At 72.5% G+C, this 25,131-nt stretch carries 33 protein-coding genes; 12 read left to right on the top strand and 21 right to left on the bottom strand.

Translation table 11 applies throughout. The features are described 5' to 3' along the window. Positions 1–82: 82 nt before the first annotated feature. A complete protein-coding gene (locus tag JAO84_RS20485; RefSeq protein ID WP_370414175.1) occupies positions 83–1,207 on the top strand; it encodes a LuxR C-terminal-related transcriptional regulator in 1,125 nt (374 codons plus the stop codon). Positions 1,208–1,326: 119 nt separating this feature from the next. Here the strand turns inward: JAO84_RS20485 and JAO84_RS20480 are convergent, their stop codons facing one another. The 6 genes from JAO84_RS20480 to asnB all read right to left on the bottom strand — a co-directional run bounded on the left by JAO84_RS20480 (position 1,327) and on the right by asnB (position 8,726). Beyond that, positions 1,327–1,509 (bottom strand): hypothetical protein, encoded by a 183-nt coding sequence (locus JAO84_RS20480; RefSeq protein ID WP_370414174.1) that lies wholly within the window; start codon positions 1,507–1,509, stop codon positions 1,327–1,329. A 217-nt stretch (positions 1,510–1,726) separates the two neighbouring features. After that, positions 1,727–3,064 (bottom strand): D-inositol-3-phosphate glycosyltransferase, encoded by a 1,338-nt coding sequence (mshA, locus tag JAO84_RS20475; protein WP_370416819.1) that lies wholly within the window; start codon positions 3,062–3,064, stop codon positions 1,727–1,729. A gap of 150 nt (positions 3,065–3,214) precedes the next feature. Then, complete coding sequence (locus JAO84_RS20470) at positions 3,215–4,780, bottom strand: class I tRNA ligase family protein (protein ID WP_370414173.1); 1,566 nt, start codon at positions 4,778–4,780, stop codon at positions 3,215–3,217. A gap of 18 nt (positions 4,781–4,798) precedes the next feature. Continuing rightward, complete coding sequence (locus tag JAO84_RS20465; RefSeq protein ID WP_370414172.1) at positions 4,799–5,545, bottom strand: SDR family oxidoreductase; 747 nt, start codon at positions 5,543–5,545, stop codon at positions 4,799–4,801. Positions 5,546–5,680: 135 nt separating this feature from the next. Beyond that, a complete protein-coding gene (locus JAO84_RS20460; RefSeq protein WP_370414171.1) occupies positions 5,681–6,556 on the bottom strand; it encodes a hypothetical protein in 876 nt (291 codons plus the stop codon). A gap of 358 nt (positions 6,557–6,914) precedes the next feature. Then, positions 6,915–8,726, bottom strand: a complete 1,812-nt coding sequence (gene asnB, locus JAO84_RS20455) for an asparagine synthase (glutamine-hydrolyzing) (protein ID WP_370414170.1) — start codon at positions 8,724–8,726, stop codon at positions 6,915–6,917. A gap of 152 nt (positions 8,727–8,878) precedes the next feature. Between asnB and JAO84_RS20450 the strand changes: the two genes are divergently transcribed. The 3 genes from JAO84_RS20450 (at position 8,879) to JAO84_RS20440 (ending at position 10,603) form a co-directional block, all read left to right on the top strand. Beyond that, entirely contained in the window at positions 8,879–9,631 is a 753-nt protein-coding gene (locus JAO84_RS20450) for a PIG-L deacetylase family protein (protein ID WP_370414169.1), read from the top strand. 76 nt (positions 9,632–9,707) lie between these two features. Continuing rightward, positions 9,708–10,130, top strand: a complete 423-nt coding sequence (locus tag JAO84_RS20445) for a hypothetical protein (protein ID WP_370414168.1) — start codon at positions 9,708–9,710, stop codon at positions 10,128–10,130. A 71-nt stretch (positions 10,131–10,201) separates the two neighbouring features. Next, the gene (locus JAO84_RS20440) at positions 10,202–10,603 is read left to right on the top strand and encodes a DUF302 domain-containing protein (protein ID WP_370414167.1); all 402 of its coding nucleotides are present in this window, start codon (positions 10,202–10,204) and stop codon (positions 10,601–10,603) included. Between the two features lie 9 nt (positions 10,604–10,612). Here JAO84_RS20440 and JAO84_RS20435 read toward each other — a convergent pair whose 3' ends face one another. From JAO84_RS20435 to JAO84_RS20420, 4 genes are all read right to left on the bottom strand, one after another. After that, complete coding sequence (locus tag JAO84_RS20435) at positions 10,613–10,759, bottom strand: carboxymuconolactone decarboxylase family protein (RefSeq protein WP_370416818.1); 147 nt, start codon at positions 10,757–10,759, stop codon at positions 10,613–10,615. 114 nt (positions 10,760–10,873) lie between these two features. Next, a complete protein-coding gene (locus JAO84_RS20430) occupies positions 10,874–11,149 on the bottom strand; it encodes a hypothetical protein (RefSeq protein ID WP_370414166.1) in 276 nt (91 codons plus the stop codon). Beyond that, entirely contained in the window at positions 11,146–11,517 is a 372-nt protein-coding gene (locus tag JAO84_RS20425; protein WP_370414165.1) for a hypothetical protein, read from the bottom strand. Before JAO84_RS20425 ends, JAO84_RS20430 begins: the two co-directional genes overlap by 4 nt. A gap of 432 nt (positions 11,518–11,949) precedes the next feature. Next, positions 11,950–12,159: a hypothetical protein gene (locus tag JAO84_RS20420; RefSeq protein WP_370414164.1), complete on the bottom strand. Its 210-nt coding sequence runs from the start codon at positions 12,157–12,159 to the stop codon at positions 11,950–11,952. Between the two features lie 116 nt (positions 12,160–12,275). On the opposite strand from JAO84_RS20420, the gene JAO84_RS20415 reads away from it, so the two are divergent. Together JAO84_RS20415 and JAO84_RS20410 are read left to right on the top strand one after the other, a co-directional pair. Then, the gene (locus JAO84_RS20415; protein ID WP_370414163.1) at positions 12,276–13,154 is read left to right on the top strand and encodes a helix-turn-helix domain-containing protein; all 879 of its coding nucleotides are present in this window, start codon (positions 12,276–12,278) and stop codon (positions 13,152–13,154) included. Next, positions 13,111–13,317, top strand: coding sequence for a DUF397 domain-containing protein (locus JAO84_RS20410; protein ID WP_370414162.1), 207 nt, complete (start codon positions 13,111–13,113; stop codon positions 13,315–13,317). Before JAO84_RS20415 ends, JAO84_RS20410 begins: the two co-directional genes overlap by 44 nt. A gap of 11 nt (positions 13,318–13,328) precedes the next feature. Here JAO84_RS20410 and JAO84_RS20405 read toward each other — a convergent pair whose 3' ends face one another. The 3 genes from JAO84_RS20405 to JAO84_RS20395 all read right to left on the bottom strand — a co-directional run bounded on the left by JAO84_RS20405 (position 13,329) and on the right by JAO84_RS20395 (position 14,702). Beyond that, positions 13,329–13,745: a hypothetical protein gene (locus JAO84_RS20405; protein ID WP_370414161.1), complete on the bottom strand. Its 417-nt coding sequence runs from the start codon at positions 13,743–13,745 to the stop codon at positions 13,329–13,331. A 61-nt stretch (positions 13,746–13,806) separates the two neighbouring features. Next, positions 13,807–14,418, bottom strand: coding sequence for an SMI1/KNR4 family protein (locus JAO84_RS20400; RefSeq protein WP_370414160.1), 612 nt, complete (start codon positions 14,416–14,418; stop codon positions 13,807–13,809). Further along, entirely contained in the window at positions 14,415–14,702 is a 288-nt protein-coding gene (locus JAO84_RS20395; RefSeq protein ID WP_370414159.1) for a hypothetical protein, read from the bottom strand. Before JAO84_RS20395 ends, JAO84_RS20400 begins: the two co-directional genes overlap by 4 nt. 184 nt (positions 14,703–14,886) lie before the next feature. Between JAO84_RS20395 and JAO84_RS20390 the strand changes: the two genes are divergently transcribed. Next, positions 14,887–16,125 (top strand): pentapeptide repeat-containing protein, encoded by a 1,239-nt coding sequence (locus tag JAO84_RS20390; RefSeq protein WP_370414158.1) that lies wholly within the window; start codon positions 14,887–14,889, stop codon positions 16,123–16,125. A gap of 40 nt (positions 16,126–16,165) precedes the next feature. Continuing rightward, positions 16,166–16,684, top strand: a complete 519-nt coding sequence (locus JAO84_RS20385) for a GNAT family N-acetyltransferase (RefSeq protein WP_370414157.1) — start codon at positions 16,166–16,168, stop codon at positions 16,682–16,684. Between the two features lie 19 nt (positions 16,685–16,703). Here JAO84_RS20385 and JAO84_RS20380 read toward each other — a convergent pair whose 3' ends face one another. Further along, the gene (locus tag JAO84_RS20380) at positions 16,704–17,054 is read right to left on the bottom strand and encodes a VOC family protein (RefSeq protein WP_370414156.1); all 351 of its coding nucleotides are present in this window, start codon (positions 17,052–17,054) and stop codon (positions 16,704–16,706) included. Positions 17,055–17,098: 44 nt separating this feature from the next. After that, complete coding sequence (locus tag JAO84_RS20375; protein WP_265863725.1) at positions 17,099–17,485, bottom strand: VOC family protein; 387 nt, start codon at positions 17,483–17,485, stop codon at positions 17,099–17,101. 143 nt (positions 17,486–17,628) lie between these two features. Here JAO84_RS20375 and JAO84_RS20370 point away from each other — a divergent pair, with 143 nt between their 5' ends. Continuing rightward, entirely contained in the window at positions 17,629–18,252 is a 624-nt protein-coding gene (locus tag JAO84_RS20370; RefSeq protein WP_370414155.1) for a histidine phosphatase family protein, read from the top strand. An 11-nt stretch (positions 18,253–18,263) separates the two neighbouring features. Here the strand turns inward: JAO84_RS20370 and JAO84_RS20365 are convergent, their stop codons facing one another. The 3 genes from JAO84_RS20365 to JAO84_RS20355 form a co-directional block, all read right to left on the bottom strand. After that, positions 18,264–19,064: a hypothetical protein gene (locus tag JAO84_RS20365; RefSeq protein WP_370414154.1), complete on the bottom strand. Its 801-nt coding sequence runs from the start codon at positions 19,062–19,064 to the stop codon at positions 18,264–18,266. A gap of 163 nt (positions 19,065–19,227) precedes the next feature. Next, complete coding sequence (locus JAO84_RS20360) at positions 19,228–20,028, bottom strand: class I SAM-dependent methyltransferase (RefSeq protein WP_370414153.1); 801 nt, start codon at positions 20,026–20,028, stop codon at positions 19,228–19,230. 16 nt (positions 20,029–20,044) lie between these two features. Further along, complete coding sequence (locus JAO84_RS20355; protein WP_370414152.1) at positions 20,045–20,812, bottom strand: MBL fold metallo-hydrolase; 768 nt, start codon at positions 20,810–20,812, stop codon at positions 20,045–20,047. Between the two features lie 205 nt (positions 20,813–21,017). Between JAO84_RS20355 and tpx the strand changes: the two genes are divergently transcribed. Next, entirely contained in the window at positions 21,018–21,518 is a 501-nt protein-coding gene (gene tpx, locus JAO84_RS20350; RefSeq protein ID WP_265863721.1) for a thiol peroxidase, read from the top strand. Between the two features lie 101 nt (positions 21,519–21,619). On the opposite strand, the gene JAO84_RS20345 is transcribed toward tpx, so the two are convergent. Next, complete coding sequence (locus JAO84_RS20345) at positions 21,620–21,844, bottom strand: hypothetical protein (protein WP_370414151.1); 225 nt, start codon at positions 21,842–21,844, stop codon at positions 21,620–21,622. Positions 21,845–21,923: 79 nt separating this feature from the next. Here JAO84_RS20345 and JAO84_RS20340 point away from each other — a divergent pair, with 79 nt between their 5' ends. Then, entirely contained in the window at positions 21,924–23,327 is a 1,404-nt protein-coding gene (locus JAO84_RS20340) for an FAD-binding oxidoreductase (protein WP_370414150.1), read from the top strand. An 84-nt stretch (positions 23,328–23,411) separates the two neighbouring features. Further along, complete coding sequence (locus tag JAO84_RS20335) at positions 23,412–23,984, top strand: dihydrofolate reductase family protein (RefSeq protein WP_370414149.1); 573 nt, start codon at positions 23,412–23,414, stop codon at positions 23,982–23,984. 34 nt (positions 23,985–24,018) lie between these two features. Here the strand turns inward: JAO84_RS20335 and JAO84_RS20330 are convergent, their stop codons facing one another. After that, the gene (locus tag JAO84_RS20330) at positions 24,019–24,645 is read right to left on the bottom strand and encodes a LysE family transporter (RefSeq protein ID WP_370414148.1); all 627 of its coding nucleotides are present in this window, start codon (positions 24,643–24,645) and stop codon (positions 24,019–24,021) included. Positions 24,646–24,809: 164 nt separating this feature from the next. Then, positions 24,810–25,091, bottom strand: coding sequence for an antibiotic biosynthesis monooxygenase (locus JAO84_RS20325; protein WP_370414147.1), 282 nt, complete (start codon positions 25,089–25,091; stop codon positions 24,810–24,812). Between the last annotated feature and the right edge of the window lie 40 nt (positions 25,092–25,131).

Raw genomic sequence — 25,131 nt, 5'->3', positions numbered from 1 at the left:
CGCGACGGAGGGCCGCCCGCGATCGGCCCGTAGCCTGACGATTTCGACGGTGGAACCACGACGACGAGGGGGAAGACGCGCCATGGCTGCGACCGACGACACCACGGGCGGCGGCACGACTGGCGGCGCCGTGTCCGCCGCTCATCACGCCCACCACGCCCACCAGGGCGATCCGGACTCCGCGCGGCAGCAGCAGCGACTCGTGCCCGTCTACCAGGAGTTACGCAGGCGAGGGGTGTCCAGTTTCGCCGAGGTGACCACCGAACTCGGGCTCACCGACGAGGAGTACGAGCGATGTCGGGCCGAACTGATCGCGCTCGGTCTGATCGTGCCGACCACGCGCACCCACGCCACCATCGCCGACGTCCGCAACACCGCCTGGCGTCCGGACGCCGACACGGTCGCGGCGGTCGACCCGGAGATCGCGCTGCTCCGCCTCCTCGACCGCGAGCGGGACCGGCTGCGGGAGCACCTGGCCGAGGCGGACCAGGCGTACGCGACCCTGGAGGCGCTGGCCGGCACCTTCCTGCGAGCCAGTGTGCTCGCGGGCTCCGAGGTCGAGGTCGAGGCGCTGACCGACTACCGGCGCATCCAGCAGGCCCTGGACGACATCATCGACGTCATGCAGGAGAGCTCGGCGTCCATGTACCCGGGCGGGCCGAGCCGCGAGGTGCACGATGTGACGCTCGACCGCGACCGGCGGCGTCTCGAACAGGGCATCCGGGTCCGGGCGATCTACGCGCACGAACACGCCACGCGACCGGACGTCGCCGAACTGCTCGACGCCCGCGCCGAATTGGGGGCGGAGATCCGGGTCGCCGCGGTCGTGCCGCTCAACATGATCATCATCGATCAGCAGTACGCCATGCTGCCGATCCGGCCCGAGGACGCGCGCAAGGGCGCCATCCTGGCCCGCGGCCGGGCCCTGGTCCGCTCCTACCTCGGGCTCTTCGAGCACTGCTGGCACACGGCCGTGCCGTACGGCTCCGGGGCCACGGCCGAGCGGGGCGGCGACGGGCTGTCCGAGCAGCAGCGGGCGGCGCTGCGGATGCTGGCCACCGGGATGAAGGACGAGAAGATCGCCCGCAGCCTCGGGGTGTCGCTGCGCACGGTGAGCCGCATGCTCTCGGAACTCATGCAGGAATTGGGCGCTGCCAGCCGTTTCGAGGCCGGTGTGCGCGCGGTGCGGATGGGCTGGCTGGACTGAGCCGGCGGGCACGCGCATGGGGACGGGCACGGGCACGGAAAAAGGCCCTGTGATCGTGGCAGGACGATCACAGGGCCTATTCCGTCGTTTTGCTCGTTCGAAATATGCCGCCGGATATTTCAGTTGCCGGGCGCCGGGGTGGGGACCGGCCAGTTGTCGTCGGCGAGCATCAGGCGGGGCGCGTCGTTCGGGGCGTCGGCCTCACCGCTGGTGGCGGCGATCGTCGCACCGCCGGCGACGGCCAGACAGGCCACGAGGGCGAGCGCGAACTGACGGATGGTCTTGTTCATGGTCTTGTTCATGATTCCTCCAGGAGTTGGAATGTGAATTCCGGCTTCTGGGGGCCCGTGCCGCCGGGCGTTCCCTGAAGACATCTCCATTCTGTCGGCCGCTCGAGGGCGAATCCAGGGATTCTCTCTGCGTGGACCCGCCATGGCGTGAGTGCGTCAATGCGCCACCGCCGGAACGGAATTGGCGCATCCTGGCCGCTCCTAACCTTTGGTCGAACCAAAAGAGATGCTAAACTCGCACTACGGCCTTCTCGTTCCTCCAGGAGAGAGGGGCCGCCGGGGCAGGGGCGTGCCGCCGCCCTTGCCCCACCCGTACCGGCGCCGACGGCTGCCGCCTCGCCCTCGCGTCCTCGTACACGTCGATCGTCCGCGTGGCGGAAGCGCGCCAGCTCATCCCCCGGGCGTGCCGGGCCGCCGCCTCCCCCATCGTGATCCGCGCCTCGGGGTTCCGGGCCAGCCACAGCAACCGCCGCGCGTACTCGACCGGGTCGTGGCCCCGTACGAGCAGCCCCGACACCCCGTCCCACACCGCCGTCGGCAACCCGCCGACCGCCGCCGCGAGCACCGGCGTCCCGCAGGCCTGCGCCTCCAGGGCCACCAGGCCGAACGACTCCGAACGCGAGGGCACGACGAGCACGTCCGCCGCCCGGTAGTACTCCGCGAGCCGCTCCTGCGGCACCGGCGGGCAGGGCTTCAACACGTCGTCCACACCGAGCTCTGCCGCGAGCCGCCACACCGTGCCCTGCTCGGTCGCGCCCGAGTGCCCGCCGACCACCGGGACGACCATCCGGTGCCGCAACTCCGGTGCCATGCCGATGAGTTCCGCGACGGCCCGCACCAGCACGTCCGGGCCCTTCAGGGGCTGGATCCGCCCCGCGTACAGCGGGACGAAGGCGTCCGCCGGCAGCCCGAGGCGCGCGCGGGCCGCCGCCCGGCCGTGGGCCGGGGAAGACGCCGGGGCGTCGAGCCTGGCGAAGGTCCGCAGGTCCACCCCGGGCCGTACGACCTCCGTACGCGCCGGGTCCGCCCCGTACAGCGTGCGCAGCGCCTCCGCCTCGTCGCGCGTGTTGGCGATCAGCCGGTCCGCGTCCCCCACCACCTGGCGCTCGCCCCGGACCCGCAGCTCGGGCTCCGGGGTGTCGCCGGCCGCGAGGTGCGCGTTCTTCACCAGGGCCAGGGTGTGCGCGGTGTGCACCAGCGGTATCCCCCAGCCGAAGGAGGCGATCCGCCCGGCCTGCCCGGACAGCCAGTAGTGCGAGTGGACCAGGTCGTAGGGCCGGCCGCCCCTGCGGCCCTCCTTGAGCAGCGCGAGCGAGAAGGGCACGACCAGGTCCGGCATGGCCTCCTTCGGCAGCGGCCGGCGCGGCCCGGCCGGCAGGTGCCGGACCCGGACGCCGGGCTCCAGATCGACCAGGCCGGGCAGGCCCTCGCCGCGGCAGCGGGTGAACAGGTCGACCTCTACGCCTTGTTCGACGAGGGCCCGGGACAGCTCGACCATGTAGACGTTCATTCCGCCGGCGTCCCCGGTTCCGGGCTGGTGGAGCGGGGAGGTGTGGACGCTGAGCATGGCGACGCGCAGGGACACGAGGGGCTCCTGTGGGGAGGGCCGCGCGCCCCCGCGCGTGGCGCGCACGGTCACGCGGCAGGGAGGGGATGTACGTGACTTCTTAGGGGCTTAGAAGCCGGGGGCTGTACGACTACAGGTACGGGTACGGGCTCAGAAGCCGAACACCGGACCGGACGGCGGCGCGAGCCGCGTCCCCGGCAGCGGAGCGATCAGCGCCGACCAGTCCACCGGCCGCCCCGGCTCCACCTGCAGCGCCGCCGCCAGCCGGTCCGCGCCCTCCGGCATCACCGGCCGCGCCCAGGCGGCGAGGGCGGACGCCACCGCCAACTGTGCGGCGAGCGCGGGCAGATGGCGGCAGTTGGTGGTCGGGCGGCAGCGCTCGTGCGCGTTGACGTAGCCGAAGTCGGCGGCCGAGCGGACCATCTCGTCGAGCACGGCCACCGCCCGCCGCGGATCGAAGGCGTCCGGCCCGTACGCCTCGCGCAGGTCGTCCACGGCGCGGTGCAGCCGGCGCTCCAGGACCGCCCAGCCCGTGCCGCCGGGCATCGCCTGCGGCGCCACCCCGTCGCACTCCTCACGGACGGCCGCGAAGAGCCGGGTCAGCCAGCTGTTCCAGCTCTCGTCGAGCTCCTGCCGGACGGCGGCGAGCCGGTCGCGCTGGTGCACGGTGCGGCGCCCGGTCGGCCTGGCCTGCAGGACGTGCCGGCGCAGGGTGTCGGAGCCGTACTCGGTGAGCAGGTCGAGCGCCCACACATTGCCCTCGCGGACGCCCTCCTCGACCACGTACGACTCGTTGACGTTGAACTCCTGCGGCAGCTTGATGTCCTGCGCGAGCAGCAGCACCGGCAGCAGCACGGCATGGCAGAAGGAGTGCCCGAAGCCGCAGAAGTGGATGGTGCGGCGCGGCAGCGGGCCCTTGGGGTCGTAGCCGAAGAGGTGCATCGCCGCCGCCTCGAAGCAGGCGTCGATGCGGTGCTCCGGGAAGCCCTCGACGGGCACGTCGAGCCCCCACTCCGCCGGATGCCCGACGGCGATGTCCGGCAGCCCGTCCTCGACGAGCGACTCGCACAACGCGGCGAGGCGGGGCGGGAGTTCGGCCATCGCCCAGTAGTCGGACAGCTGGTCGCGGAACGGCTCCAGGGGCACGTACAGGCGCCGGCAGCGCTTGGCGACCGCCGGGGTGTCGCACATCGAGCAGCGCGGTGCGATCAGGTCCCCGCCGTCGTTCGGCCGGGCGCACTCGTGGCACATCCCGCCGTCGCTCGACGCTCCGCAGTGCGGGCAGGTGCCCGTCACGTGCGCCCCGTACAGCCAGCGCTCGCACGGCTCGCAGTACGGCAGGAGGCGGGTGCGCGGGGCGATGACCCCCTGCGCGTACAGCCGGCTGAAGAGGTCCTGGACCCAGCGCGCGTACCCGCGGTCCTTGCGCGGCTTCACGATGTGGTCGAACGCGACGCCCGAGCGCAGCCAGTCCGCGGTGATCGCGGCGCGGTAGCCCTCGGCGACCTCCTCCGGCTTGCGGTTGTGGCGCAGCGCTCTGACCTCGACCGAGCTGGCGTGATCGGCGGTACCGGTGGTGAACCGCACGGGCTCGCCCTCGGCCCGCAGGAAGCGGGTGAGGACGTCGGCCGCGACGTACGGGCCGGCAAGGTGGCCGATGTGCAGTTCGCCGTGGGTGGCCGGAGGGGTCGCGGTGATCCAGACGGGCGTGTTCATGGGACCTCCTTGACGCGGTCAGCGAGGTTCGAAGTGGAAGGAGCGGATGAAGCAGTCGCGGGGCTGCTCGACGGCGTAGACGATGCATTCGAAGAGCGCCTGGGTGGTGAGTTTCTCGTCGGGCGCTATTCCGTCCGGATTCGCTCCGTCCCATTCCGCGTGCCGCGGGTCGGAGGTCGAGAAGTCCGGCGGGAAGAGGGAGAAGACGCGGACGCCGGAGGGCCGGAGCCGGCGGGAGAGAATGTCGGCGAATCCGGCCTGGGCGCTCTTCGCCGCCCAGAACGCCTCATGCGCGGCGCCCGCCGTCGCGGCCGAGGCGCCCTCGGCGTCGCGCACCGCGACCATGTTCACGATGTCGGGCCGGAGGGATCCGCGCAGCAGCGGCAGGAAGTGCTTCACCATCAGGACGGTGCCGCCGGCCGTCGACTCGATCGTCTCCACGATCTGGTCGTCGCTCGCCGCCTCCAGATCCATCCCGTCCAGCCACCGCGCCCCGTTGTTGACCAGCAGGTCCACCCGGTCGGTGCGTTCGCCGACCCGGGCCGCGAACTCCCTGATCTCGGCGGGCCGGCTCAGATCGCACCCGAAGGCGTGGATCCGGTCCCGGGCCGAGCCCATGACCTCGGTACGGGTCCGCTCGGCGGCCTCGACGGTGCGGGCCGACACATAGACCTCGGCCCCGAGGTGGGCGAATCCGACGGCGAGCGCGCGGCCGAAATAACGGCTCGCCCCGGTCACGACGACACGCAGATTCTCGAATTTCATGTGCGTCTGCTCTCCCCACGGATACGGCACGGGAACGCGTTACGGGTACGGGAACGGCTTGGGCATTGACTGGTCGTCTCGCCATTCAGCGTGGCAGAGGGCTGGGACGAAAACCCTGGCCTGAGAGGTGCGCGTTCACGCCTTTGCGTGGATACGCCAGGGGAGTTCGAGCCGCGCGAGGACGTAGGCGCGCTTGTCGTGGACCCGCACGGTGGTGGCCGTGACCGACACCCGTACCGGCCCGCCGGGCGTCCCGATCCGCGTCACGGGACCTCGGACGACGGTCCCGTCGATGGCTCCGGCCGCGGCGAACGCGGTGGCCCCGGTCAGCGCGAGCCGCGGATGCCAGCCGCCCACGGTCAGCGCCCGGGCAGCGATTCCCCCGTCGGCCGTCTCCCGGAACGCCGCGATCTTCGGGAGGAGCGAGTGGGGCGCGTACCCGAGCATCCGGGCGGCGCGGGCGCGGAGCGCGAGCAGGGCCTGCTTCTGACCTGTCGGGGGGAGGTGGCGGGCGTCCACGAGGACGTACGGGTTCCCGTAGCGGACGAGCGTCACGGGCACGCCGTCGAGGAGGTCGACGGGGCGGCCGGTGGGCAGGGTGCCGGGCGCGTCGGGGGCTCGTTGGAACTCCAGCGTGTACGTGCCGTCCGCGCCCCCCTCGTAGCACCGCACGGTGTCTCCGGTGGTCACCGCCCGCACGGTCACCCCACCGGGGTGGGGAGCACCCCCTTCGGCCACGACACACGCGAGCAGCGAATGCCCGCACCCGGTCCGGAAGTCGAACCCGGTGGGGGTGAGCAGGCCCTGGACGAAGCGGTAGTCGAGGTGCCGGGGGCCGGTGGGCTGGTAGAGCGCGATCTTGTTGAGGTGGGGGTACGGGGTGGCGGCGAGGGCGCGCCGGAGGTGAGTGAGCTCGGAGCCGAGGGCGAGGGCGCCGGGGGGAAGTTGGTCGTGCCGAAGGACGAGGGTGGGCCCGGGGGCGTCGTGAGCGAGGACGACGCGAGCAGTCACGGCGCGCGTTCGCGCGCCAACCCGTTGCGGCCGAGCCCCCGCGCCCTCGCCGCCATCCCGTTGTGGGCATTCGTCCCGCAGGGCGGTGGGGGTCCCCCCGACGAAGTCAGGGGGAGGGTGGGCTACACGGGACGGCGCCCTCGGCGGCGCCTCCGCCCCCCGTACCCCCGCGCCCCGAGCACCCGCGCCTAGCGGTGCGGCCGGGCCCGCCGGACCCGCGGTCCCACCCCCGGCGCCCGCGCCAACCGGTGCCGCCCGGCCCGCAGGGCCGAACCCGCCGCCCGCGGGGGCCGCGCCCAAAGGCGCCTCCCGGCCCGCGAGGGCCGACGCCGGCCCGGGACGCCAAGGTCCCGTCAGCTCACGCCGCACAACCCACCGGTATCCGCATCCCCTGCACAACCTCCGCCCACAGCTCATGCACCGCCACCCCCCACAGCGCCAGCGCCACGTGCTGGTTCGGCCGCTCCAGGTGCCGCGCCAACAGCCGGTTCACCCGGTCCGCCCGCACCTTCCCGCCAAGGACGAGCCGCGCCGGCGAGAGCAGCTCCCGCACCGTGTCGAGCAACGGTCCGCCCGGCGCGATCATCGCCGCGATCGGCAGCGTGAACGGCTGCTTGGGCCGCTTCAGGACGCCCGCCGGGAGGAGCTCCGCCCCCGCCTCGTACAGCGCCCGCTTCCCCGTCCGCTCGCCCACCGGCAGCTCGCGCGCGTGCGCGACCACGCCCGGCTGGCAGAACGGCATGCGCGCCTCCACCGCCCACGCCATGGACAGGTGGTCGACCCGCCGCAGGTGGTACGCGGGCAGCCGCCACCGCGTCTCGAAGGCGGACACGACCGACAACCGATCCCCCTCCGCGGAGCGGAGCTCCTGCTCGATGCGGTCGGCCGCCGACCCCTGGTCGGCGATGAAGGCGGCGTACGAGGACGTGTACAGGTGCTCCCGCAGCAGCCGCGGCGCCGCCGACAGCGCGTCCGCGTACGCGCCCGCCCAGTCCACGCCGGGCGGCGCCGTGAGCGCGGCCCGCATCCGGTCGTACCCGCCGAAGAGCTCGTCCGCGCCGTCCCCGGAGAGCGCGACGGTGAAGCCGTTCTCGCGCACCGCCCGGAAGAGGGCGTAGGTGGAGAGGGTGATGGGGTCGGCGTTGGGCTGCCCGAGGTGCCGGACCGTGCGGGTGAGCAGGGAGGGGATCTCGGTGGGGTCGACGGTGACCTCGTGGTGCACGGTCCGGGCCCGGCGGGCGACGGAACGGGCGTACGCCGCCTCCGAGTCGGGCCACTTGCCGCGGTAGGTGAGGTGGAAGGTGTGCAGCGGCGGCGCGTCCGTCTCGCGCGCGTGCTCGGCGGCGAGCGCCGTGACGAGTCCGGAGTCGAGCCCGCCGCTGGTGATCGCGCACACCGGCGCGTCGGCGGTGGCGAGCCGCCGCACCTCGTGCCGCAGCACGTCCTGCGTGTCGCCGAACGGCGCCGCCGCCGCGTACGGGGCCCGCCGCCGTACGACGGGGGCGCGCCCCGGCCGTACGAGCGCGGTCGCGCCGGGCGGCAGGACGCTGATGCCGTCGAGGGCGGTCTGGGAGGTGTACGAGGTACGGGTGGCGAGCACCGTGTCGAGCGCGTCCTCGCGCGGCGCGATCCGCACCCCCTCGAACGCGAGCAGCGCCGGGATCTCGGACGCGAAGCGGGTCGTCCCGTCGTACGGGTCGTGGTGGAGGTGGATCGGCTTCATGCCCATGTCGTCGACAGCGAGGACGAGTTGGGCGCTTCCGGGCCGCAGGTCGAGGACGGCCACCGCGAACATCCCGTCCAGGTGCTCGGCGAAGGCCGGCCCGTACTCGGCGTACAGCGCGGGCAGCAGCGTGCCGTCGCAGCGGTCGGGGAAGCGGTGGCCGCGGGCGGCGAGGCGGCGGCGCAGTTCGGCGTGGTTGTAGATCTCGCCGTTGAGCACGGCGAGGATGCCGGGGAGGTGCGGCAGGCGGTACGGCTGGGTGCCGCCGCACGGGTCGGTGACGGCGAGCCGGTCGCAGCCGAGCGACCAGCCGGGGCCGCTGAGCACCTGGTGCTCGTCGGGGCCGCCGTGCCGCTGGCGGGCGGAGACCGCGGCGAGTTCGGCCGGGTCGGGACGGGCCGCGTCCGTGCCTGCGCCTGCGGCGAGGGAGCCGAGAATCCTGCACATTGCCGGTCGCCTCCGGATCACTTGACCACACGTCAACTTGCCTTACCAATGATTTGAATCTACCAAGTTTTTGGATGGCGCGTAAGTGCCATGTCCGGTTCACGCCAGGACTTGGCCTTGCGACGCCCCCGCCACGCCAACAGGCTGGCCTTATGGAGGACTTGGAGACCGACTTCGCGACCGACCCGACCGTGCGCAGTGCGCCGCAATCGCTGCTGGTGGTGGCCGCGCACCCGGACGACATCGAGTTCTGCGTGAGCGGCACCGTCATGCAGTGGATCGAGCGCGGCACCCGCGTCACGTACTGCATCGTGACGGACGGCGGCGCCGGCGGTTACGACCCCCTGCTCCCCCGCCAGGCCATGGCGGACCTGCGCCGCGCCGAGCAGATGCACTCCGCCAAGCTCAGCGGCGTCGCGGACGTGCGCTTCCTCGGCTACCCCGACAGCTTCGTCGAGGCGGATGTGCAGCTCCGGCGCGACCTGTGCCGGGTGATCCGCGAGGTGCGGCCGCAGCGGTGCATCGTGCCCTCCCCCGAGATCAACTGGGCGCGCGCGGCCGACCTCCACCCCGACCACCGCGCCGTCGGCGAGGCCTGCCTGCGCGCGATCTACCCCGAGGCCCGCAACCCCTTCGCCCACGCCGAGCTGCTGAGGGAGGAGGGCCTGGAGCCCTGGATCGTCCACGAGCTGTGGCTGATGACCGGCCCGACCCCCAACCAGTACGTGGACGTCACCCCCGTCTTCGACCGCAAGGTCGAGGCCCTCCGCATCCACACCTCACAGACCGCCCACTTCGACGACCTGTCGGGGCTGCTACGGGACTGGCTGAGCGAACACGCGCGGGCGGGCGGCCTGCCGGCGGGGCGGATGGCGGAGGCGTTCCAGATCGTCCACATCGACTGACGCGCCTGGGCCGGGCGGGCCCGGGCGGCCCGGGCGGCCCGGGCCCGATGTCAGTGGTGGCTGCCAGCATGACCGCATGCTGTTCGACTACTTCGCCGCGCCCGACGACGCGACGGCACTGGACGCCTTCGAGGAAGGCCCGGAGGCCGTCGGCCTGGCCACCCTGCCCACCAAGGGCGTCGAGCCCGCCGTCCTCCTCGGGCGCGCGGAAGCGCTGCTGCGCGACCTGCCCTACGAGACGGTCGCGGCGCAACCGCGCCAGGCCGGTCTCCTCTCCGACCCCGAGGACGGGGCGGTCTTCCTGCTCACCGTGACAGACGAACTGCGCGACGCGATACGGACGGCCGGGCGCGAGCGGCTCGCGGACGTGGCGGCGGAGTGGGCGCGGGCGGAGGAGTTCCACGTCGGCGCGGACGCGGACGAGCTGGCCTCGTGGTTGGGCCGGCTGGGCGAATTGGCGGATCCCGGGCTGCGGCTCTACTGCCGGATCGTGGTCTGAGGTGATGGGGTTCCGGTACCCGGCCCGTATACCCGGGCGGGTATGACGCGACGACTGGAGCACCCCACACCATGGACTACGGCATCCCCGTCACCCTCGACCTCCCCTTCGCGGACGCCGTCGACCGCGTGCGCGCGGCCCTCGCCGAGCAGGGCTTCGGCATCCTCACCGAGATCGACGTCCAGGCGACCCTGAAGGCGAAGATCGGCGCCGACATCGAGGACTACCTCATCCTCGGCGCCTGCAACCCGCCCCTCGCCCACCGCGCCCTGCAGGCGGACCGCCACATCGGCCTGCTCCTGCCGTGCAACGTGGTGGTCCGGAGCGCCGACGGCGACCCGGGCCGCACCGTCGTCGAGGCGATGGACCCGCAGCTGATGGTGTCGGTGACGGGCCGCCCGGAGCTGGCGCCGGTCGCCGAGGAGGCGGGGGCGCGGCTGCGGGCGGCGCTGGGTTCGCTGACGGCGGGGTGAGGTCGCCCGTCAGGCTTTCTCGTCGTACTCGGCGAAGACCTCGCGCGCCACGGCGTAGCTGTCGAAGGCCCGGGCCACACCGGCGTACACGGCCATCTGGATGAACGCCTCGACGATCTCCTCCTTGGTCACGCCGTTGTGCAGCGCGATCCGCAGCTGACCGCGCAGCGGCTCCAGGATGCCCAGGCTCGGCGTTGTCCAGGGCGCGGGTGTACTCGGGGGAGTGCTCGGTCATACCGCACATGGTGGCGCGGCTCGCGACCACCGCGTTCAGAGCAGGTGCGGTGGCGGCACGATCAGCACCACGGCGATCAGCCGCGGCCTCAGTCGGGGAAGAGCCTGGGTCTCGAACCAGCCGCCGCACGGCAGCGTGTGCCGACGGGCGGTGCCGGGGGTGGGCTCACCGAGCTCGGAGGGGTCGATGCCGAGGTTGGCAAGGTCGACGATCTGGTCAGCGAGGGCCTTCACCTCGTCGCGGACCAGCTTGGGATAGCTGACCTGATCCTCGGCCTGGAACGCGTAGTCCCACATCCACTCATCGGTCACCGGCTGGACCCGCCGCCCGTGGCGAGGCCGGCCTCGACTGCGGCAGCACGGCGGATACCACTGATCTCGGCGGCGATACCGAGTGCGGCGGGCGGGTCGGCGGCTTCCTCGGCGGCCGCCTCCAACTCGCGCAGCCGGGCCGCAGTCTCGGGGTGCCGGGCGATGGCGACCTCGACCGCCCAGGCCTCTGCGAACACCCGCAGTGGTGTCGCCGACGTCTCCGCGCGGGCGCGCGCGGTGGCGGCCGCCCGATCCTGATCGAACTGCGGAAGCAGGTGAGGGGCAACCTGGGCGAGCGCGGAACGGATCGCCTCGGCCTGCACGGGCGGCTGTGGTACGGCGGCGGGGTTGTGGGCGGGCTGACTCATGCCGCTTCGCTCCCTTCGTCGAGATCGCCGTTCATGCGCTCAGGCTCCCATAGAAGTCCCTTCGGAGGGGACTCCATGACGCTGGGGCCGTTCCGGTGGTCCGCCGCCACGCAGCTCGCACCACACCGTCTTCCCGCACGGCCCCTGCTCCACCCCCCACCGCACCGCCACCGCCTCCACCAACCCCAGCCCCCTCCCCCGCCTGCCGCAGTACGGGCCACACCCGCGGGTCCGGATCGGTGACCGCGAGCCGTACCGCACCGGAGTGCGCGGCGGTCACCCGTACGGTCACGGGCGCGCCTTCGCCGACGTGCTGAATGACGTTCGTCAGCAACTCGCTCACACAGAGCCGCAACTCGTCCCCGACCAGCATCCGCCGCACCTCCGGAACCGCCTTCGGAATGGCCAGGAGGTCGACCGCGAACGGCAGCCTCACCCGCCGGCCGCCTTCCGCAGCACGGCGGTCAGCTGGCGCGCACTCGCCACGGTGCAGTTCCCGAGCGCGACGAGCGGGGGCCGGATGTGCGTCCCGGCGAGCGTGACCGGGTCCACGCCGAGGGAGGGCAGGGTGATGCCGTGAGCTGCGAGCGCGCCGCGCAATGCATCGATGTCGGGTCGGATGTCGTCGTTCGTGGGGGTCATGGGGAATGTCACCTTTCGTAGCCAGGAGTGACGAACCCCTCACACGCTGCCGCCTCCTGGCCCTACCGTGGAAGGGTTTCCCGCTCCACGAAGCAAGGTGCGAAAGGCGGTCAACGGTGGCTGCGCGCAAGGAAATCGACGGCTCGGCGGGTGTTCCGCAGTTCTACGGGAAGGAGCTGCGCTTCAAGAGGGAGGAGGCCGGCCTGACGTTGAAGAAACTGGTCGAGGGCAGCTTCTACGGCATCACGTATCTGAGCGAGATCGAACGCGGCGAGCGCAGTATGCCGCTGGACCTGGCCAGGCACGTGGACCGCGAGCTCAAAACGGACGGCTTCTTCGAACGGCGCTGCGACGACGCTCGCGAGGCGAGACTGAAGGGTCATGCGCCGTACTTCGAACGCGTGCTGGAGGCGGAGAAGCGCGCCACGACGATCGAAGAGTGGGCGCCGACCGTGCTCCCGGGCCTCCTCCAGACCGCCCCGTACATGCGAGCGCTGTTCCGGGGCGAGTGGTCGCAGGAACTGCCCGAGGAGATCGAGAAGAAGATCACCGGCCGCCTTGAGCGCGCCGAGCTCTTCGAACGGGACCACAAGCAGCCCGAGTACACGGTCGTCCTGCACGAGTCCCTGCTGCGACTGCCGGTCATGCCCGGCCCCCAGATGGCCGACCAACTCGACCACATCGCCGCCCTGATCAGGCGCGGCCGGATCTTTGCACAGATCCTCCCGTGGACCTCCGGGGCGCACCCCCTGATGCTGTGCAACGCCATGATCCTCGACTTCGCGGACGCGCCTCCGCTCGTCTACATGGAGGGCCAGCACCACGGAAATACCGTCGACGATCCGGCCCTCGTGAAGCAGTATCGGAGGTCGTACGATCTCTTGAGGGCCGCCGCCTCGCCGCTGGAGGCGTCCCTCGCCCTGCTCGAGGATGCGGCAGAGGGTTACCGAAATGGCAAGCAGCCGGATCGATCTGAGCGCCGCGACCTGGCGTAAGAGCAGCTACAGCAACACCTCCGGCGGCAACTGCCTCGAAGTCGCCGTCAACGCCGCCGGCTTGGTCCCCGTCCGCGACTCCACGCGCCCCACCGGCCCCGTCCTCGTCCTCACCGCCGCCGCCTGGGCGCCCTTCGTCGAGGCGGTGCGGCGCGGGATCTGAGGCCTGAGGGGTCAGGGCGCCCAGTACCAGCAGTACAGGGTCAGGCCCTCCTCCGCGCGCCTGCCGGCCAAGGCCGCCAGACGCTCAAGGAGGTCGACCGCGTTCTCAGGAGAGACCTCGTCGCCTATCCCGGTGACGATCTCGGCCCAGGTGAGGGCTGTGGTGCGAAGCCGATCCGTTCCTGCGCCGATCAACGCGGCGCGGAGCGGCTGTGGAACAGCGAAGACGGTGAAACCGTCGTTGGCCATGGGCACCACATGCCTGAGGGGACTTTCCGCCCCCGTCAGCAGAAGCTCCCACCTCGGAACCGCGTCATCCGGATAGATGCCGTCACATCGCACGGCGGGAAAGTCGTGGCTCTTGCGCGGACCTACCCGCCTTGCGGACTCGTCGTCTCCGGCGAGGAAGAACTCCCCTATGAGCACCATCTGCCGATGATGGCATGCCTCGATATTCGGGAGCCCGGCCAACTGATGGCTCCGCCCCGAGTCACCACGGGGTCAGGTGAAAACCTCGGTCGCGCCAGTCCGTGAAGGTGGCCGGGCGGCCGGCGATCTTCAGCGGGAGGATCTGGTCGCACGTGGCGCGGCTGTCGAACCACATCTCGCCCCGGTGCGGACCGGTGACGACCAGGAGGGTGCTGAAGCCGCAGCCGCCCTCCTGGAGGTAGACGGCGCCGGCGGTCTTCCGCTCCTCCAGGACCCCGCACTCGTCGTCCCAGGCCGCCCAGGCCGCCGCGTCCTCGCGCGGTGGCTCGCGGTCGCCCAGCTCGGCGTCGTACGCGGCGTACGAGTCGGGGTGCGGGAACGGCTCGGTGAGGAGGCCGTAGTTGGTGTCGGAGTCGCCGTACCAGACCCAGCCCCGCGGCCCCCGCCACAGCGGGCGGAAGCCGGCGCCGCGGCTCACGCGGGACAGGTGGTCGCGGTAGGCGTCGGGGAAGGTGATCCCCAGGTCGCCCTCCGCCTCCCGGATCTGGGCCTCGGTCAGCGGGGGATGCGCCGGGTCCACGTAGGTGTCCCCACGGCCGGGGATGACGCGGTCGTGGCGGTGGCCGCGTGACAGGCGGAGGTACTCGGCCGACCAGTCGGGGCCGCTCGTCATCCGTTCAGGGCGCCGGAGAGGGCGGCCGCGATCACGAGGAACACGAGGAGAGCCGCGACCGCGGTTCCCAGCATGGCTATCACCTTGACGGGCGTCGACAGCTGCGTGCGCGCGATCTTCACGTTGGTGAGCATGGCCAGCGCGCCCAGTACGCCGCCGATCAGCCCACCGACGGCGACCAGGGCCAGCGGGAGCACCGAGAGCGCCTTCTGCCAGGGCGTGAGCCCGGCGAAGGGCTTCTTCTTGTCGACGGGAGCGAGGGGACCGAGCTGCGGCTGGGACATGTCAGAGCTTTCTGTCGCGAGTGGGAGAACGAAAGAAGACGACGCCCCGCTCGACGGGCTCGCGGGGCGCCCGATCGTATCCGGCCGGATCGGCTGCGAACAGGACTCGCTCCCGGGCGGTGGGGTTAGGCCGAGTGCCGGGGTGTGGCGGGCGGGGGGAGGGGGTGTGGTGTGGCATGGGGGTGTGCAGAGGAAGTGGGACCTGGGGCGGCTGCGGGTGCTCGCGCGGAGGCAGGCGGCCGGGCGGGCGGAGGGTGGCCCGGCTGCCCAGCCGCAGCCCGGGGCCGGGGCGGGGGCGGGGGCGCGTGGGAGCCGGTTGCAGTGGTGGGCGCTGGGGGCGTCCACGTTGCCGGGGCTGGCCGCGGTGGCGGCGGTGTGGTTCACCTGGGCGCAGGTGGGTCAGGCGGCCAAGGAGGTGCGCGTCGCCGAGACCGGGCAGATCACCGACCGGTTCAACACCGCCATCGCCAATCTGGCGTCGACGTCGCCGCACGTGCGGCTCGGCGGCATCTACGCCCTCGGCCGCATCGAGCAGGACTCGCCGCGCGACGACCCCGCCGTCACCTCCGTGCTGTCCGCCTACGTACGGGACCGGGCGCCGCTGTCCGCGAGGAAGCCGGCGCCGGCGGGCAAGCCGCACGTGCCGCCCTCGGACGTCGCCGCGGCGCTGACCGTGCTGGCCAACCGCCGGGTGACGCCCACGCCCTTTCTCGTCGACCTCAAGGAGGTAGACCTCCGAGGACTCGAGTACGAGGACGCCCCGGTCTTCGGAGACCTCGACACGGCCAAGCGCAACTTCCGCTACGTGGATCTGTCGGGCTCGGATCTGTCCGACAGCAACCTCTCCTGGGCCGACTTCTACAGAGCCACCCTGGAGGACGCGAAGCTGACCGACCTGCTGGCGTCGGAGTCGGACTTCCGCGAGGCTTCGCTCAACACCGCGGATCTGACCCGCGCGACCCTCACCGGCTCGGACTTCACCCACGCCCAGCTGCCCTTCGCCGATCTCTCCGGTGCCGTGCTCAGCAAGGCTGACGAAAGCGTCGGTTTCATCGCCCGGAACACCGAACTTGTCGGCGCGCTGCTCTGGGGCACCAACCTGACCGGCGCCGACCTACGCGGCGTGAACCTGCGCGACGCCTATCTGGCCGAGGCCGACCTCACCCGGGCCGATCTGACCGGCGCGAACCTGAGCGGTGCCAATCTGAGCGGCGCCGACCACACCTTCGCCGAGACCGGCGCCACCCTGGCCCGGACCTCGCTCCGGAACGCCGATCTGCGCGGCGCCGACCTGCGGGACGTCGACCTCCGGAGCGCCGATCTGCGCGGCGCGGATCTGCGCGGCGCGCGGCTGGCCGGGGCCCGGCTCACGGGTGCGAAGACCGATGCCAGGACGAAGGGCCTACCGGGCGAGACGGGGTGACATCGATCAATTCGCTTACGTACGGGGTACGTTGGCGCGCATGAATGGACCTGCACTCGCGCCCGACGCCTGGCCGCCCGCGCCGATCCGTACCGAACGGCTCGTGCTCCGCGCCTCGGAGGGCCGGGACCGGGCGGCGTTCGTCGAGCTGTTCGCGTCGCCGGAGGTGGGCACGTACATCGGGGGCGCGCAGCCCCGCGAGGAGCTGGAACGCGCCATGCCCGAGGTGCCGGGGCAGCGGCCCGGCGTCTTCGTGGTCGAGTGCGGCGGGGTGATGATCGGCACGGTCACGACCCTCGACCGGCCCGACCCCGGGCAGGCCGAGGCCGAACTCGGCTATCTGTTCCTGCCGGAGGCGTGGGGGCACGGATACGCGGCCGAGGCGTCCGCCGCCGCGCTCGACTGGCTCGCCCGCGCCCTGCCCGGCACATCGGCGCTGCTCCGTACCCGGTCCGCCAACGAGCCCTCGATGCGGCTCGCGGCGAAGCTGGGGTTCACGGAGGTGAAGCGGTACGAGGAGTACGGCGCCGAGCAGTGGCTCGGTGTACGGGCCCCCTGAGCGGGTGAGCTCAGGACGCTCAGGGGCCGACGTACTCGTAGACGCCGCCCTCGGGGTGGCGTACGACAGCGCGGTGGCCGTTCGGGGTCGGCTGCGGCGGCATGACCACCGTGGCGCCGGCCGCGACCGCCGCCTCGACGGCGGCCGTCAGGTCGCCGACCGTGAGGGTGGCGCTCACCCCGGCGACCCGCTGTACGGCCTCGTCCGGGCCGCTGTACAGCAGGAACGACCCGACGGCCGCGAGCCGTACCCCCGCGAAGGCGAACCGCTCGGCGGTCCGGCCGGTCAGGCGCTCGTAGAACGGGACGGCCGCGTCAAGGTCGTCGACGCGCTGGCGGGCGATGACGGAGGTGATCACAGAGTCGGTCACGAAGTGGTCCTTTCCAGGGGACGAGTACCGCCGGGGTGGCGGCGTCACGCCTTCGGACGCTGGCGCAGCGAGATGCGGTTGCCGTCCGGGTCCGCCGTCTCGATGCGGATGCCGAAGCCGTAGTCCTCCGGCTCCTCCTCGTCGAAGACGACCCCGCGGTCGCGGAACACCTTGAAGTCCGCCCGCAGGTCGTCCGATTCGAGGATCACCGGGCCGGGCGTGGCGCCCCGCTCAGCCGGCTGGCCGGCGGCCGCCGGGTGCGACCAGAGGAGCAGCTCGACCGGGGTTCCCGGGACGCCCACGGTGAGGAAGCGGCCGGCGGGGTTGGGGTAGTCGATGCGCTTCTCCAGGCCGAGCTGCTCGGTGTAGAAGCGCAGGGCGCGGTCCTGGTCGGTGACGTAGAGCGTGACGTACATGATGTTGGTCAGCATGACTCTCTCCACAGGGCGGTCGGTCGGTCTCAGAGGACTGACGGATGCCGGGAGGGGAGTGTGACCGGTCCCGGGAACCTTTTTCGGCGGAGAGCGCGTCCGTTCCGGGGTACGTCTGATCGACCACCCCCTGGAGGCCCCCTATGACCGCCACCGCCGCCCGCTACCTCTACCTCGCCCGGCACGGTCAGGCCACGGACGACGAGAGCGCGCTGACCGAGGCCGGGCGGCGGCAGGCCGGGCTGCTCGGGGAGCGGTTGCGCGGGGTGCCGCTCGCGGCGATCCACCACGGGCCGCTGGCCCGCGCCGAGGAGACCGCGCGGCTGGTGGCGGAGCAGCTGGACGGCGTACCGCTGAAGTGCGACCCGGCCGCCGGGGACTACGTGCCGTACGTGCCGAAGCGCGAGGAGCTGCCGGCGGAGTCGGCGGACGCGATGCTCGGCTTCCTGGGCGGGTTCCCGGCGGCGGAACGGGAGCAGGGGCCGGGGCTCGCGGCAGCGGCGCTCGCGCGGTTCACCGGGCCGGTGGCCGGGGACGAGCCGCGCCACGAGCTCGTCGTGACCCACAACTTCCTGATCGGCTGGCTGGTACGGGCCGCGCTCGACGCGCCCGAGGCCCGCTGGCTGGGCCTCAACCACGCCAACGCGGCGCTGACCGTGATCCGTTACGCCCCCGGTCGCGCGCCCGCGCTGCTCCTCTTCAACGACACCGGCCACCTGCCGACGGAGCTCCGCTGGACGGGCTTCCCGCCGGAGCTCCACGTCTAGTTGCAGGACATTCAGGCCGCGCGGCGAATTCCGTTGGCGTCGCAGGGCAGTTCGGCGGCCGGGTGGTGCGCGGTGAAGTCGCGGTAGGCCTGGCGTTCGGTGTCGGCGATCGCGGTCGGTTCGACATCGACGATGCCGCCGAAGGGGCGGTCGACGTCCTTGATGATGACAAGCGCCGTGGTCAGCAGCGCGGTGATCACGACGAGGGTGATGAGCTGGCCGCGGTTGTTGCGGCGGGGCAGGCAGATGCCGAGGGCCGCGACCGTGATGACCAGGGTGGAGAGCAGGAACCAGAAGACGGCGGTGGGGATGCTGGCGGTGGCCTGGGTGAGGCGCTCCTCGCGTTCGTCGGAGCGCTTGTTGTCGGCGGCGACCACCATTCCGAAGACCGGCGTGCCCACCAGCGGGCGGAACGCGGCCCGGACGTCGGTCGACCAGACGCTGGGGGCGGTGGAGCCCTTGCCGTCGGACATGGCCGGCCACTCCTGTGTACGGACGGCCCGGGCGTAGCAGACGGCGTCGGCCTGGATCCGGGCGCGCTGCGCCGCGGGCGCGTACTCCGCGGACTCGACCATCTGGTCAAGCGCCCGCGCTTCGCCGCGCGAGGCGACCTCGGCCTTTCCGTACGAGCCGTTGGCGGTGACGAGGACGAAGCTGAGGAGCAGGACGGTCATGGTGAGGAGCGGGCCGACGAGGTCCTTGACCGCCATGCCCTCGTCGTCGTCGGCGTTGACCAGGCGCGGGCGCAGCCAGCGGTTCGCGGCGAGGCCCGCGAGGAGGGCGAGTACGGCGACGACGATGATGAGGGCCACGGGTGGCCACCTCCGGTGGGGGCGGGGGCAGGTAACGGGTGCGTGCGCGTCGTGATCATGTCCGGGGCGTACGCGCCGCTGAACTGCGGAAACGTTCTCCCCACCCCCATGAGGGACCGCCCCTCCGCCAGAGGCCCTAACCGGCGCGCCCTGGGTGGCGGCCCTAGCCGGCCGGCCTCCGGCCCCGTACCGCCCAGGCGCGCGCCGTGAGCGCGATCGAGCCGTCGCGTTCGAGGGGGACGGCCTCGGCGTACGCCGTACGGACGCGGTCGCGGTCGCCCGGGGCGAGGGAGGTGACGTAGGCGGGGGCCGGGCCCTGGCCCGCCAGGAACGGCTCCCAGAGGTCGCCGAAGCCGGTGAAGACGGTGGGGACGTCGATCGGGGCGGTCATGACGTCGGTCAGGCCGGCCTCCGTCCACAGGCTGCGCAGACGGTCGGGGCGGCAGACCGGGAAGCGGCGGCCCTCGTCGAGGGCGACGGCCGCGGCCGGGTCGACGGTGGCGACGGCGTCCCAGAAGCGGCGCAGGAAGCCCGGGGTCCCGGCGTAGTCCCAGACGTACGCGGCGACCAGGCCGTCGCCGGGGCGGACCGCGCGGGCCAGCTCGGCGGCGCCGGCGGCCGGTTCGGGCAGGAAGTTCAGGGCCAGGCCGCTGACGGCCACGTCGTACGCGCTGTCCGGCACCGGGAGCGCCGTCGCGTCGGCGACGGCGAAGGAGCCGGCCGGGACCTGGGCCCGGGCCGTACGGACGAAGGGCTCCGACAGGTCGACGCCCAGGAGCGCGCGGGGTCGGCAGCGGTCCGCGACCGTGGCGGACAGGGCGCCCGTGCCGCAGCCCACGTCCAGCCAGCGGAGCCCCTCAGGACGGTCGAGCCAGTCCGTGAACCGGGCGGCGACGAGCCGGCTCCAGCGGCCCATGTACCGCTCGTACGCCTCGCCGCTCGCCCATACGTCGCTGCCGCCCATGGCACCGCCCTTCTCCTCAGTCCAGCGTCTCCTCCTTGCCCGGCGCGAGCCAGCGCAGGCGGTCCGCGAGGTGCGGGTCGGCGGCGAAGGCGGCGGTGATGCGGGCCGGGTCCTCGGCGAGGTGGGCCCAGGAGTCGAAGTGCAGGGGGATCACCCGGCGGGCGTCGAGGGTACGGGCGACGGCGGCGCCCTCGGCGGCGCTGAGCGAGAACGCCAGGTCGCCGGTGGACGGGAAGTGCGCGTCGCCGAAGTGCAGGAAGGCGGTGTCGAGCGGGAAGCGTGCGCCGATCTCGGCGAGCGCGTCGTGGCGGACGGTGTCCCCGGAGACGTACAGCGCCGTGCCTTCCCACTCGATGACGAAGCCGGTGACCGGGCCGGTGGCCTGCTCGGTGCCCTCGGGGCCGTGCCGGGCCGGGGTCGCGGTGACGGTGACGGTCGTGGCGCCGGCGGTGACGGTACGGGTCTCCCAGGGCGCCAGTCCCTGCGCCCGGCCGCCGAGGCGGGCCGCGGCCTCCGGCGTCGTGAGGACGAGCCCGGCCCGGCCGAGCACCTCGCGGCCGGTGCGGTCCAGGTTGTCGGCGTGCTGGTCGTGCGAGAGCAGCACCAGGTCGACCGGCGGCAGCGCGTCGGCGGCGAGGGCGGGGCCGGCGGTCCGGTGGAGGGGGCGGGCCGCCGGGTAGTCGGCGGGGGCCGCGTCGAAGGCGGGGTCGGTGAGGACGGTCAGCTCGCCGATGCGGAGCAGCACGGTGGCCGTGCCGATGTACGTGGCCGTGATGGCGGTCATTGCGCCTCCTGCTGAAGAGGGTTCGACTCGACGCCGAGGAAACTAGACCGATCGGTCTCGGTTCGTCAACTGAACTTAGCAGTTCAGAAGTTGTTCACCCCTGGCCGTCGCCGAGCGGAATACGATCGGGCCGTCGGCGGCTGATCACAGCTGACGGCACCACCATCCTCAGCACCAGCAGCACTCAGTCGAAGGAGAGATCCTCATGGCGCAGGTCGCGCTCAAGGGCAACCCCGTTACGGTCGACGGCACCCTGCCCGCCGCGGGCAGCCAGGCTCCCGCGTTCACCCTGGTCGGCGAGGGTCTCGCGGACAAGTCGCTGAAGGACTTCGCGGGCCGGCGCAAGGTCCTCAACATCTTCCCGAGCGTGGACACCCCCACCTGCGCCGCGTCGGTCCGCGCCTTCAACGCCAGCGCCGCCGACCTCGACAACACCGTGGTGCTCTGCATCTCCGCGGACCTGCCCTTCGCGCAGGCCCGCTTCTGCGGCGCCGAGGGCCTGGAGAACGTGCAGAACCTCTCCACCCTCCGCGGCCGCGAGTTCCACACCGACTACGGCGTCTCCATCGCCGACGGCCCGCTGGCCGGCCTGACCGCCCGCGCGGTCGTCGTTCTCGACGAGGACGACAAGGTCCTCCACACGGAGCTCGTCAACGAGATCTCCCAGGAGCCCAACTACGAGGCCGCCCTCGCCGCCCTGAAGTAGCCCCCGCGGCCCCGCGGCGCCACAACACCGCACACCGCACCCACCCCGGGCCCACCCGCCGCAGCACCGTCGCGCCGGGTGGGCCCGTGGCGCGTACCGGCCTACGCTCGGACCATGTCCTCACGTACGCGCTCCGGCTCGGCGCTCTCCCTCTGGTCGAAGAACTCCTTCCTCTCCATCGGGTCCGTCGGGTCCTTCATGTCCATCGGCTCGGTCGGGTCGTCGTTCTCGATCGGGTCCGTCGGGTCCTTCCTGAGCGTCGGGTCGCTGCTCTCCGCGCGGTCCGTGCTCTCCGTGATGTCGTGGCGGTCGGCGCGGGGCGTCATGAGCTCGCGGTGCTCAGCCGGTGGGCGGAAACTGGAGAAGTAGCGCGGCCGCCAGGCAGGGGTGCCACGGAGGCATGTCATGGGCGGCACGGCGGTGGAGACCCTGCGGGAGCGGTTGCGGGGCGAGGTGATCGGACCGCAGGACGCGGGATACGACGAGGCGCGCACGGTCTACAACGCGATGGTCGACCGGCGGCCCGCGGCGATCGCGCGGTGCGCGGACCAGACGGACGTACGGGCGGCGGTGCGCTTCGCCCGCGAGAACGGCATCGACCTCTCCGTCTACGGCGGCGGGCACAGCGGCGCCGGGCTCTGCATGATCGACGACGCGCTGGTCGTGGACCTGTCGCACGGGCTGCGCTGGGTACGGGTCGATCCCCGGTCCCGGACCGCGCTGGTCGGCGGCGGCAGCCGGCTCGGCGACCTGGACCACGAGGCGCACGGTCACGGGCTCGCGACCCCCGCCGGGATCATGTCGACGACCGGCGTCGGCGGGCTCACGCTGGGCGGCGGGCACGGGCATCTGACCCGGGCGTACGGGCTCACCATCGACAACCTCCTCGCCGCGGACGTGGTGCTCGCGGACGGCACCACCGTCACCGCCTCCGCCGAGGAACACCCGGACCTCTTCTGGGCGTTGCGCGGCGGCGGGGGCAACTTCGGCGTCGTCACCGCCTTCCGCTTCGCGCTGCACCCGGTGGACACCGTCGGGCTCGGCGTGACGCTGTGGGAGCCGGAGCACATCGGCGCGGTGCTGCGCTGGTACCGGGAGTTCCTGCCGGCCGCGGCCGAGGACCTGAACGGCTTCTTCGCCACGCTGGTGGTGGCGCCGGGGCCGCCGTTCCCGGAGGAGATCCACCACAAGAAGATGTGCGGCGTGGTGTGGTGCACGACCGGGCCGACGGACGAGGAGAGCCTGGCGAAGCTGTTCGTGCCGGTCTCCGACCCCGCCCCGCCCGCCTTCCACTTCGCGACGCCCGTCCCGTATCCCGGGATCCAGTCGATGTTCGACGAGCTGATCCCGAAGGGGCTGCAGTGGTACTGGCGCGGCGACTTCTTCGACCGGATCACGGACGACGCGATCGACGTGCACCGCTCCTTCCTGGAGGACATCCCGAGCGAACTGTCGACCATGCACCTCTACCCGGTCGACGGCGCCGCCCACCGGCTCGGCCCGGTGGACACGGCGTGGGCCTACCGCGACGCGGTCTGGTCCGGCGTGATCGCCGGCATCAGCCCGGAGCCGGGCGACGCGGGCGCGATCCGCGACTGGGCGGTGAACTACTGGGAGGCGCTGCACCCGCAGTCGATGGGCGGCTCGTACGTCAACTTCATCGGCCAGGACGAGTCCCGGGACCGGGTGAAGGCGACGTACCGCGGGCACTACGAACGCCTGGCGGAGGTGAAGAAGACGTACGACCCGGAGAACGTCTTCCACCACAACCAGAACATCCGTCCGGCGGATCGGGCCGACGACCGATGAGTTTCCCGGTGATCATGGGTCGTAGTAGGTGTACGTGAGACGTACGTGAGACCACAGACATCACCGAGATCCCGAGGACACACCATGCGCAAGCTCATCGCCTCCGCCTTCGTCTCGCTCGACGGCGTCGTCGAGGCCCCGGGCGGCGAGCCCGGCTACCGCAACTCCGGCTGGACCTTCAAGCACACGGAGTTCCTGCCCGAGGCCTTCGAGCTGAAGGGCCGCGAGCAGCAGGAGGCCACGGCGATGCTGCTCGGCCGTACGAGCTACGAGGCGTTCAGCCCGGTGTGGCCCGACATGGCGGACTTCGCCGACTACAAGGAGATGCCGAAGTACGTGGTGTCCACCACCCTCGGCGAGGACGACCTGGTGTCGAACTGGGGCGAGACGACGATCCTGCGCTCCCTCGACGAGGTCGCCGCCCTGAAGGAGACCGAGGGCGGCCCGATCATCGTCCACGGCAGCGCGACCCTGGTCCGCGCCCTCGCGGACGCGGACCTGATCGACCGCTACCACCTGCTCGTCTTCCCGCTCCTCCTCGGCGCGGGCAAGCGGCTCTTCAGCACGACGGACAAGGACGCGCAGAAGCTGGAGCTGGTGGAGCAGGAGGCGTACGCGAACGGGGTGCAGAAGCAGGTCTTCGACGTGGTGCGGTGACCCGCCCGCACGGCGGGATCCGTGGGATCCGCTCTCACCCCACCAGCCGCACCGCGAGCACCACGATCAGCGTGCTCGACGCGAGGGCGGTCGCCAGGCGGCCGCGGGGGCCGGTGAGGGTGCGGCCCAGGAGGGTGCCGCCGGTGGTGAGGAGGAGTTGCCAGCTGGCGGAGGCGAGGAGGGCGGCGAGGACGAACGCGGTGCGTTCGGGGGCGGAGGACGGGGCGGCCGGGCCGGTCGCGAGGATGAGGGCGGCGAAGTAGATCACCGTCATGGGGTTGAGGATCGTGATGCCCAGGAAGGTGAGGTAGGCGCGGGCCGGGCCGGGGCCGGGGGCGCCGTCGTCGCGGGAGGCGAGCGCGCCGGCGCGGTGGGCGCGGACGGCCGTCCAGGCGGCGCGGACCGCGAGGACCACCAGGACCGCGGCGGAGACCCACCGCAGCGGCGTCATCACCGGCGTGAGCAGCGGGACGAGGACCGAGCCGCCCGCGACCGCGAGCAGCGCGTACACGCCGTCCGCCGTCGCGACGCCGAGCGCGGCCGCGGCGCCGGTGCGCCAGCCCGTGCGCGCCGTGACGGCGACGAGGTAGGCGCCGACCGCGCCGACGGGGATCGCGATGCCGTAGCCGGCGAGCAGGCCGGCGACCGCCGCGGTGATCACGCGACGGGTGGGGTCGCGCCTCCGGGGGTGCCGGGCTGCTGCTGTCGGCGCGCGGCGGCGACGACGTGGCAAGCAGCAGCGGCGGGGAAGGTGATGGCGGTCATGGCCCGTAGGGTGCCGCCGCTGCCCGCCCCGCCGCAATCGGTTTACCGCGATCGTGCGGCCTACGGGTTCAGGATCACCTGCACCGCCTCGTCCACCTTCGGCATCACCGGGGGCATCCCCATCTCCTCGAAGATCGGCCTAGCCTTCTCCGCGAACGCCTGGAACGCCGCCTCCGACTCCCAGAAGTCCACCACCCGCCAGCCGCCGGACCCGTCCGGGCCGGCCGCATGGGCGAGGAACCCCGGCATCGGGAACCAGGGGGCCGAGGTGATCTGCTCGGTGGTGCGGCGGTAGGTCTCCTCGGTGCCGCCGGGGATCTCTACGGTGACGATGACGGCCATGGGTGCTCCCGTACGGGGGAAGGGGAAGGGCGGAGTGCCG

Origin of the sequence: Streptomyces fradiae (assembly GCF_041270065.1) — a bacterium.
Classification (GTDB): Bacteria; Actinomycetota; Actinomycetes; order Streptomycetales; family Streptomycetaceae; genus Streptomyces.
Note: the sequence above shows the minus strand (reverse complement) of the source record. Positions and strands in the feature narration are given on the sequence as shown.

Excerpts from the sequence above, each read along its gene's own strand:
- mshA (WP_370416819.1), bottom strand. The coding sequence starts at position 3,064 with ATGCTCAGCGTCCACACCTCCCCGCTCCACCAGCCCGGAACCGGGGAC.
- asnB (WP_370414170.1), bottom strand. The coding sequence starts at position 8,726 with ATGTGCAGGATTCTCGGCTCCCTCGCCGCAGGCGCAGGCACGGACGCG.
- JAO84_RS20410 (WP_370414162.1), top strand. The coding sequence starts at position 13,111 with ATGGCAAGCAGCCGGATCGATCTGAGCGCCGCGACCTGGCGTAAGAGC.
- JAO84_RS20445 (WP_370414168.1), top strand. The coding sequence starts at position 9,708 with ATGCTGTTCGACTACTTCGCCGCGCCCGACGACGCGACGGCACTGGAC.
- JAO84_RS20465 (WP_370414172.1), bottom strand. The coding sequence starts at position 5,545 with ATGAAATTCGAGAATCTGCGTGTCGTCGTGACCGGGGCGAGCCGTTAT.
- JAO84_RS20360 (WP_370414153.1), bottom strand. The coding sequence starts at position 20,028 with ATGGGCGGCAGCGACGTATGGGCGAGCGGCGAGGCGTACGAGCGGTAC.
- JAO84_RS20375 (WP_265863725.1), bottom strand. The coding sequence starts at position 17,485 with ATGCTGACCAACATCATGTACGTCACGCTCTACGTCACCGACCAGGAC.
- JAO84_RS20440 (WP_370414167.1), top strand. The coding sequence starts at position 10,202 with ATGGACTACGGCATCCCCGTCACCCTCGACCTCCCCTTCGCGGACGCC.
- JAO84_RS20450 (WP_370414169.1), top strand. The coding sequence starts at position 8,879 with ATGGAGGACTTGGAGACCGACTTCGCGACCGACCCGACCGTGCGCAGT.
- JAO84_RS20425 (WP_370414165.1), bottom strand. The coding sequence starts at position 11,517 with ATGAGTCAGCCCGCCCACAACCCCGCCGCCGTACCACAGCCGCCCGTG.
- JAO84_RS20420 (WP_370414164.1), bottom strand. The coding sequence starts at position 12,159 with ATGACCCCCACGAACGACGACATCCGACCCGACATCGATGCATTGCGC.
- JAO84_RS20485 (WP_370414175.1), top strand. The coding sequence starts at position 83 with ATGGCTGCGACCGACGACACCACGGGCGGCGGCACGACTGGCGGCGCC.
- JAO84_RS20355 (WP_370414152.1), bottom strand. The coding sequence starts at position 20,812 with ATGACCGCCATCACGGCCACGTACATCGGCACGGCCACCGTGCTGCTC.
- tpx (WP_265863721.1), top strand. The coding sequence starts at position 21,018 with ATGGCGCAGGTCGCGCTCAAGGGCAACCCCGTTACGGTCGACGGCACC.
- JAO84_RS20395 (WP_370414159.1), bottom strand. The coding sequence starts at position 14,702 with ATGTCCCAGCCGCAGCTCGGTCCCCTCGCTCCCGTCGACAAGAAGAAG.
- JAO84_RS20370 (WP_370414155.1), top strand. The coding sequence starts at position 17,629 with ATGACCGCCACCGCCGCCCGCTACCTCTACCTCGCCCGGCACGGTCAG.
- JAO84_RS20470 (WP_370414173.1), bottom strand. The coding sequence starts at position 4,780 with ATGAACACGCCCGTCTGGATCACCGCGACCCCTCCGGCCACCCACGGC.
- JAO84_RS20480 (WP_370414174.1), bottom strand. The coding sequence starts at position 1,509 with ATGAACAAGACCATGAACAAGACCATCCGTCAGTTCGCGCTCGCCCTC.
- JAO84_RS20385 (WP_370414157.1), top strand. The coding sequence starts at position 16,166 with ATGAATGGACCTGCACTCGCGCCCGACGCCTGGCCGCCCGCGCCGATC.
- JAO84_RS20340 (WP_370414150.1), top strand. The coding sequence starts at position 21,924 with ATGGGCGGCACGGCGGTGGAGACCCTGCGGGAGCGGTTGCGGGGCGAG.
- JAO84_RS20405 (WP_370414161.1), bottom strand. The coding sequence starts at position 13,745 with ATGGTGCTCATAGGGGAGTTCTTCCTCGCCGGAGACGACGAGTCCGCA.
- JAO84_RS20335 (WP_370414149.1), top strand. The coding sequence starts at position 23,412 with ATGCGCAAGCTCATCGCCTCCGCCTTCGTCTCGCTCGACGGCGTCGTC.
- JAO84_RS20345 (WP_370414151.1), bottom strand. The coding sequence starts at position 21,844 with ATGACGCCCCGCGCCGACCGCCACGACATCACGGAGAGCACGGACCGC.
- JAO84_RS20325 (WP_370414147.1), bottom strand. The coding sequence starts at position 25,091 with ATGGCCGTCATCGTCACCGTAGAGATCCCCGGCGGCACCGAGGAGACC.
- JAO84_RS20400 (WP_370414160.1), bottom strand. The coding sequence starts at position 14,418 with ATGACGAGCGGCCCCGACTGGTCGGCCGAGTACCTCCGCCTGTCACGC.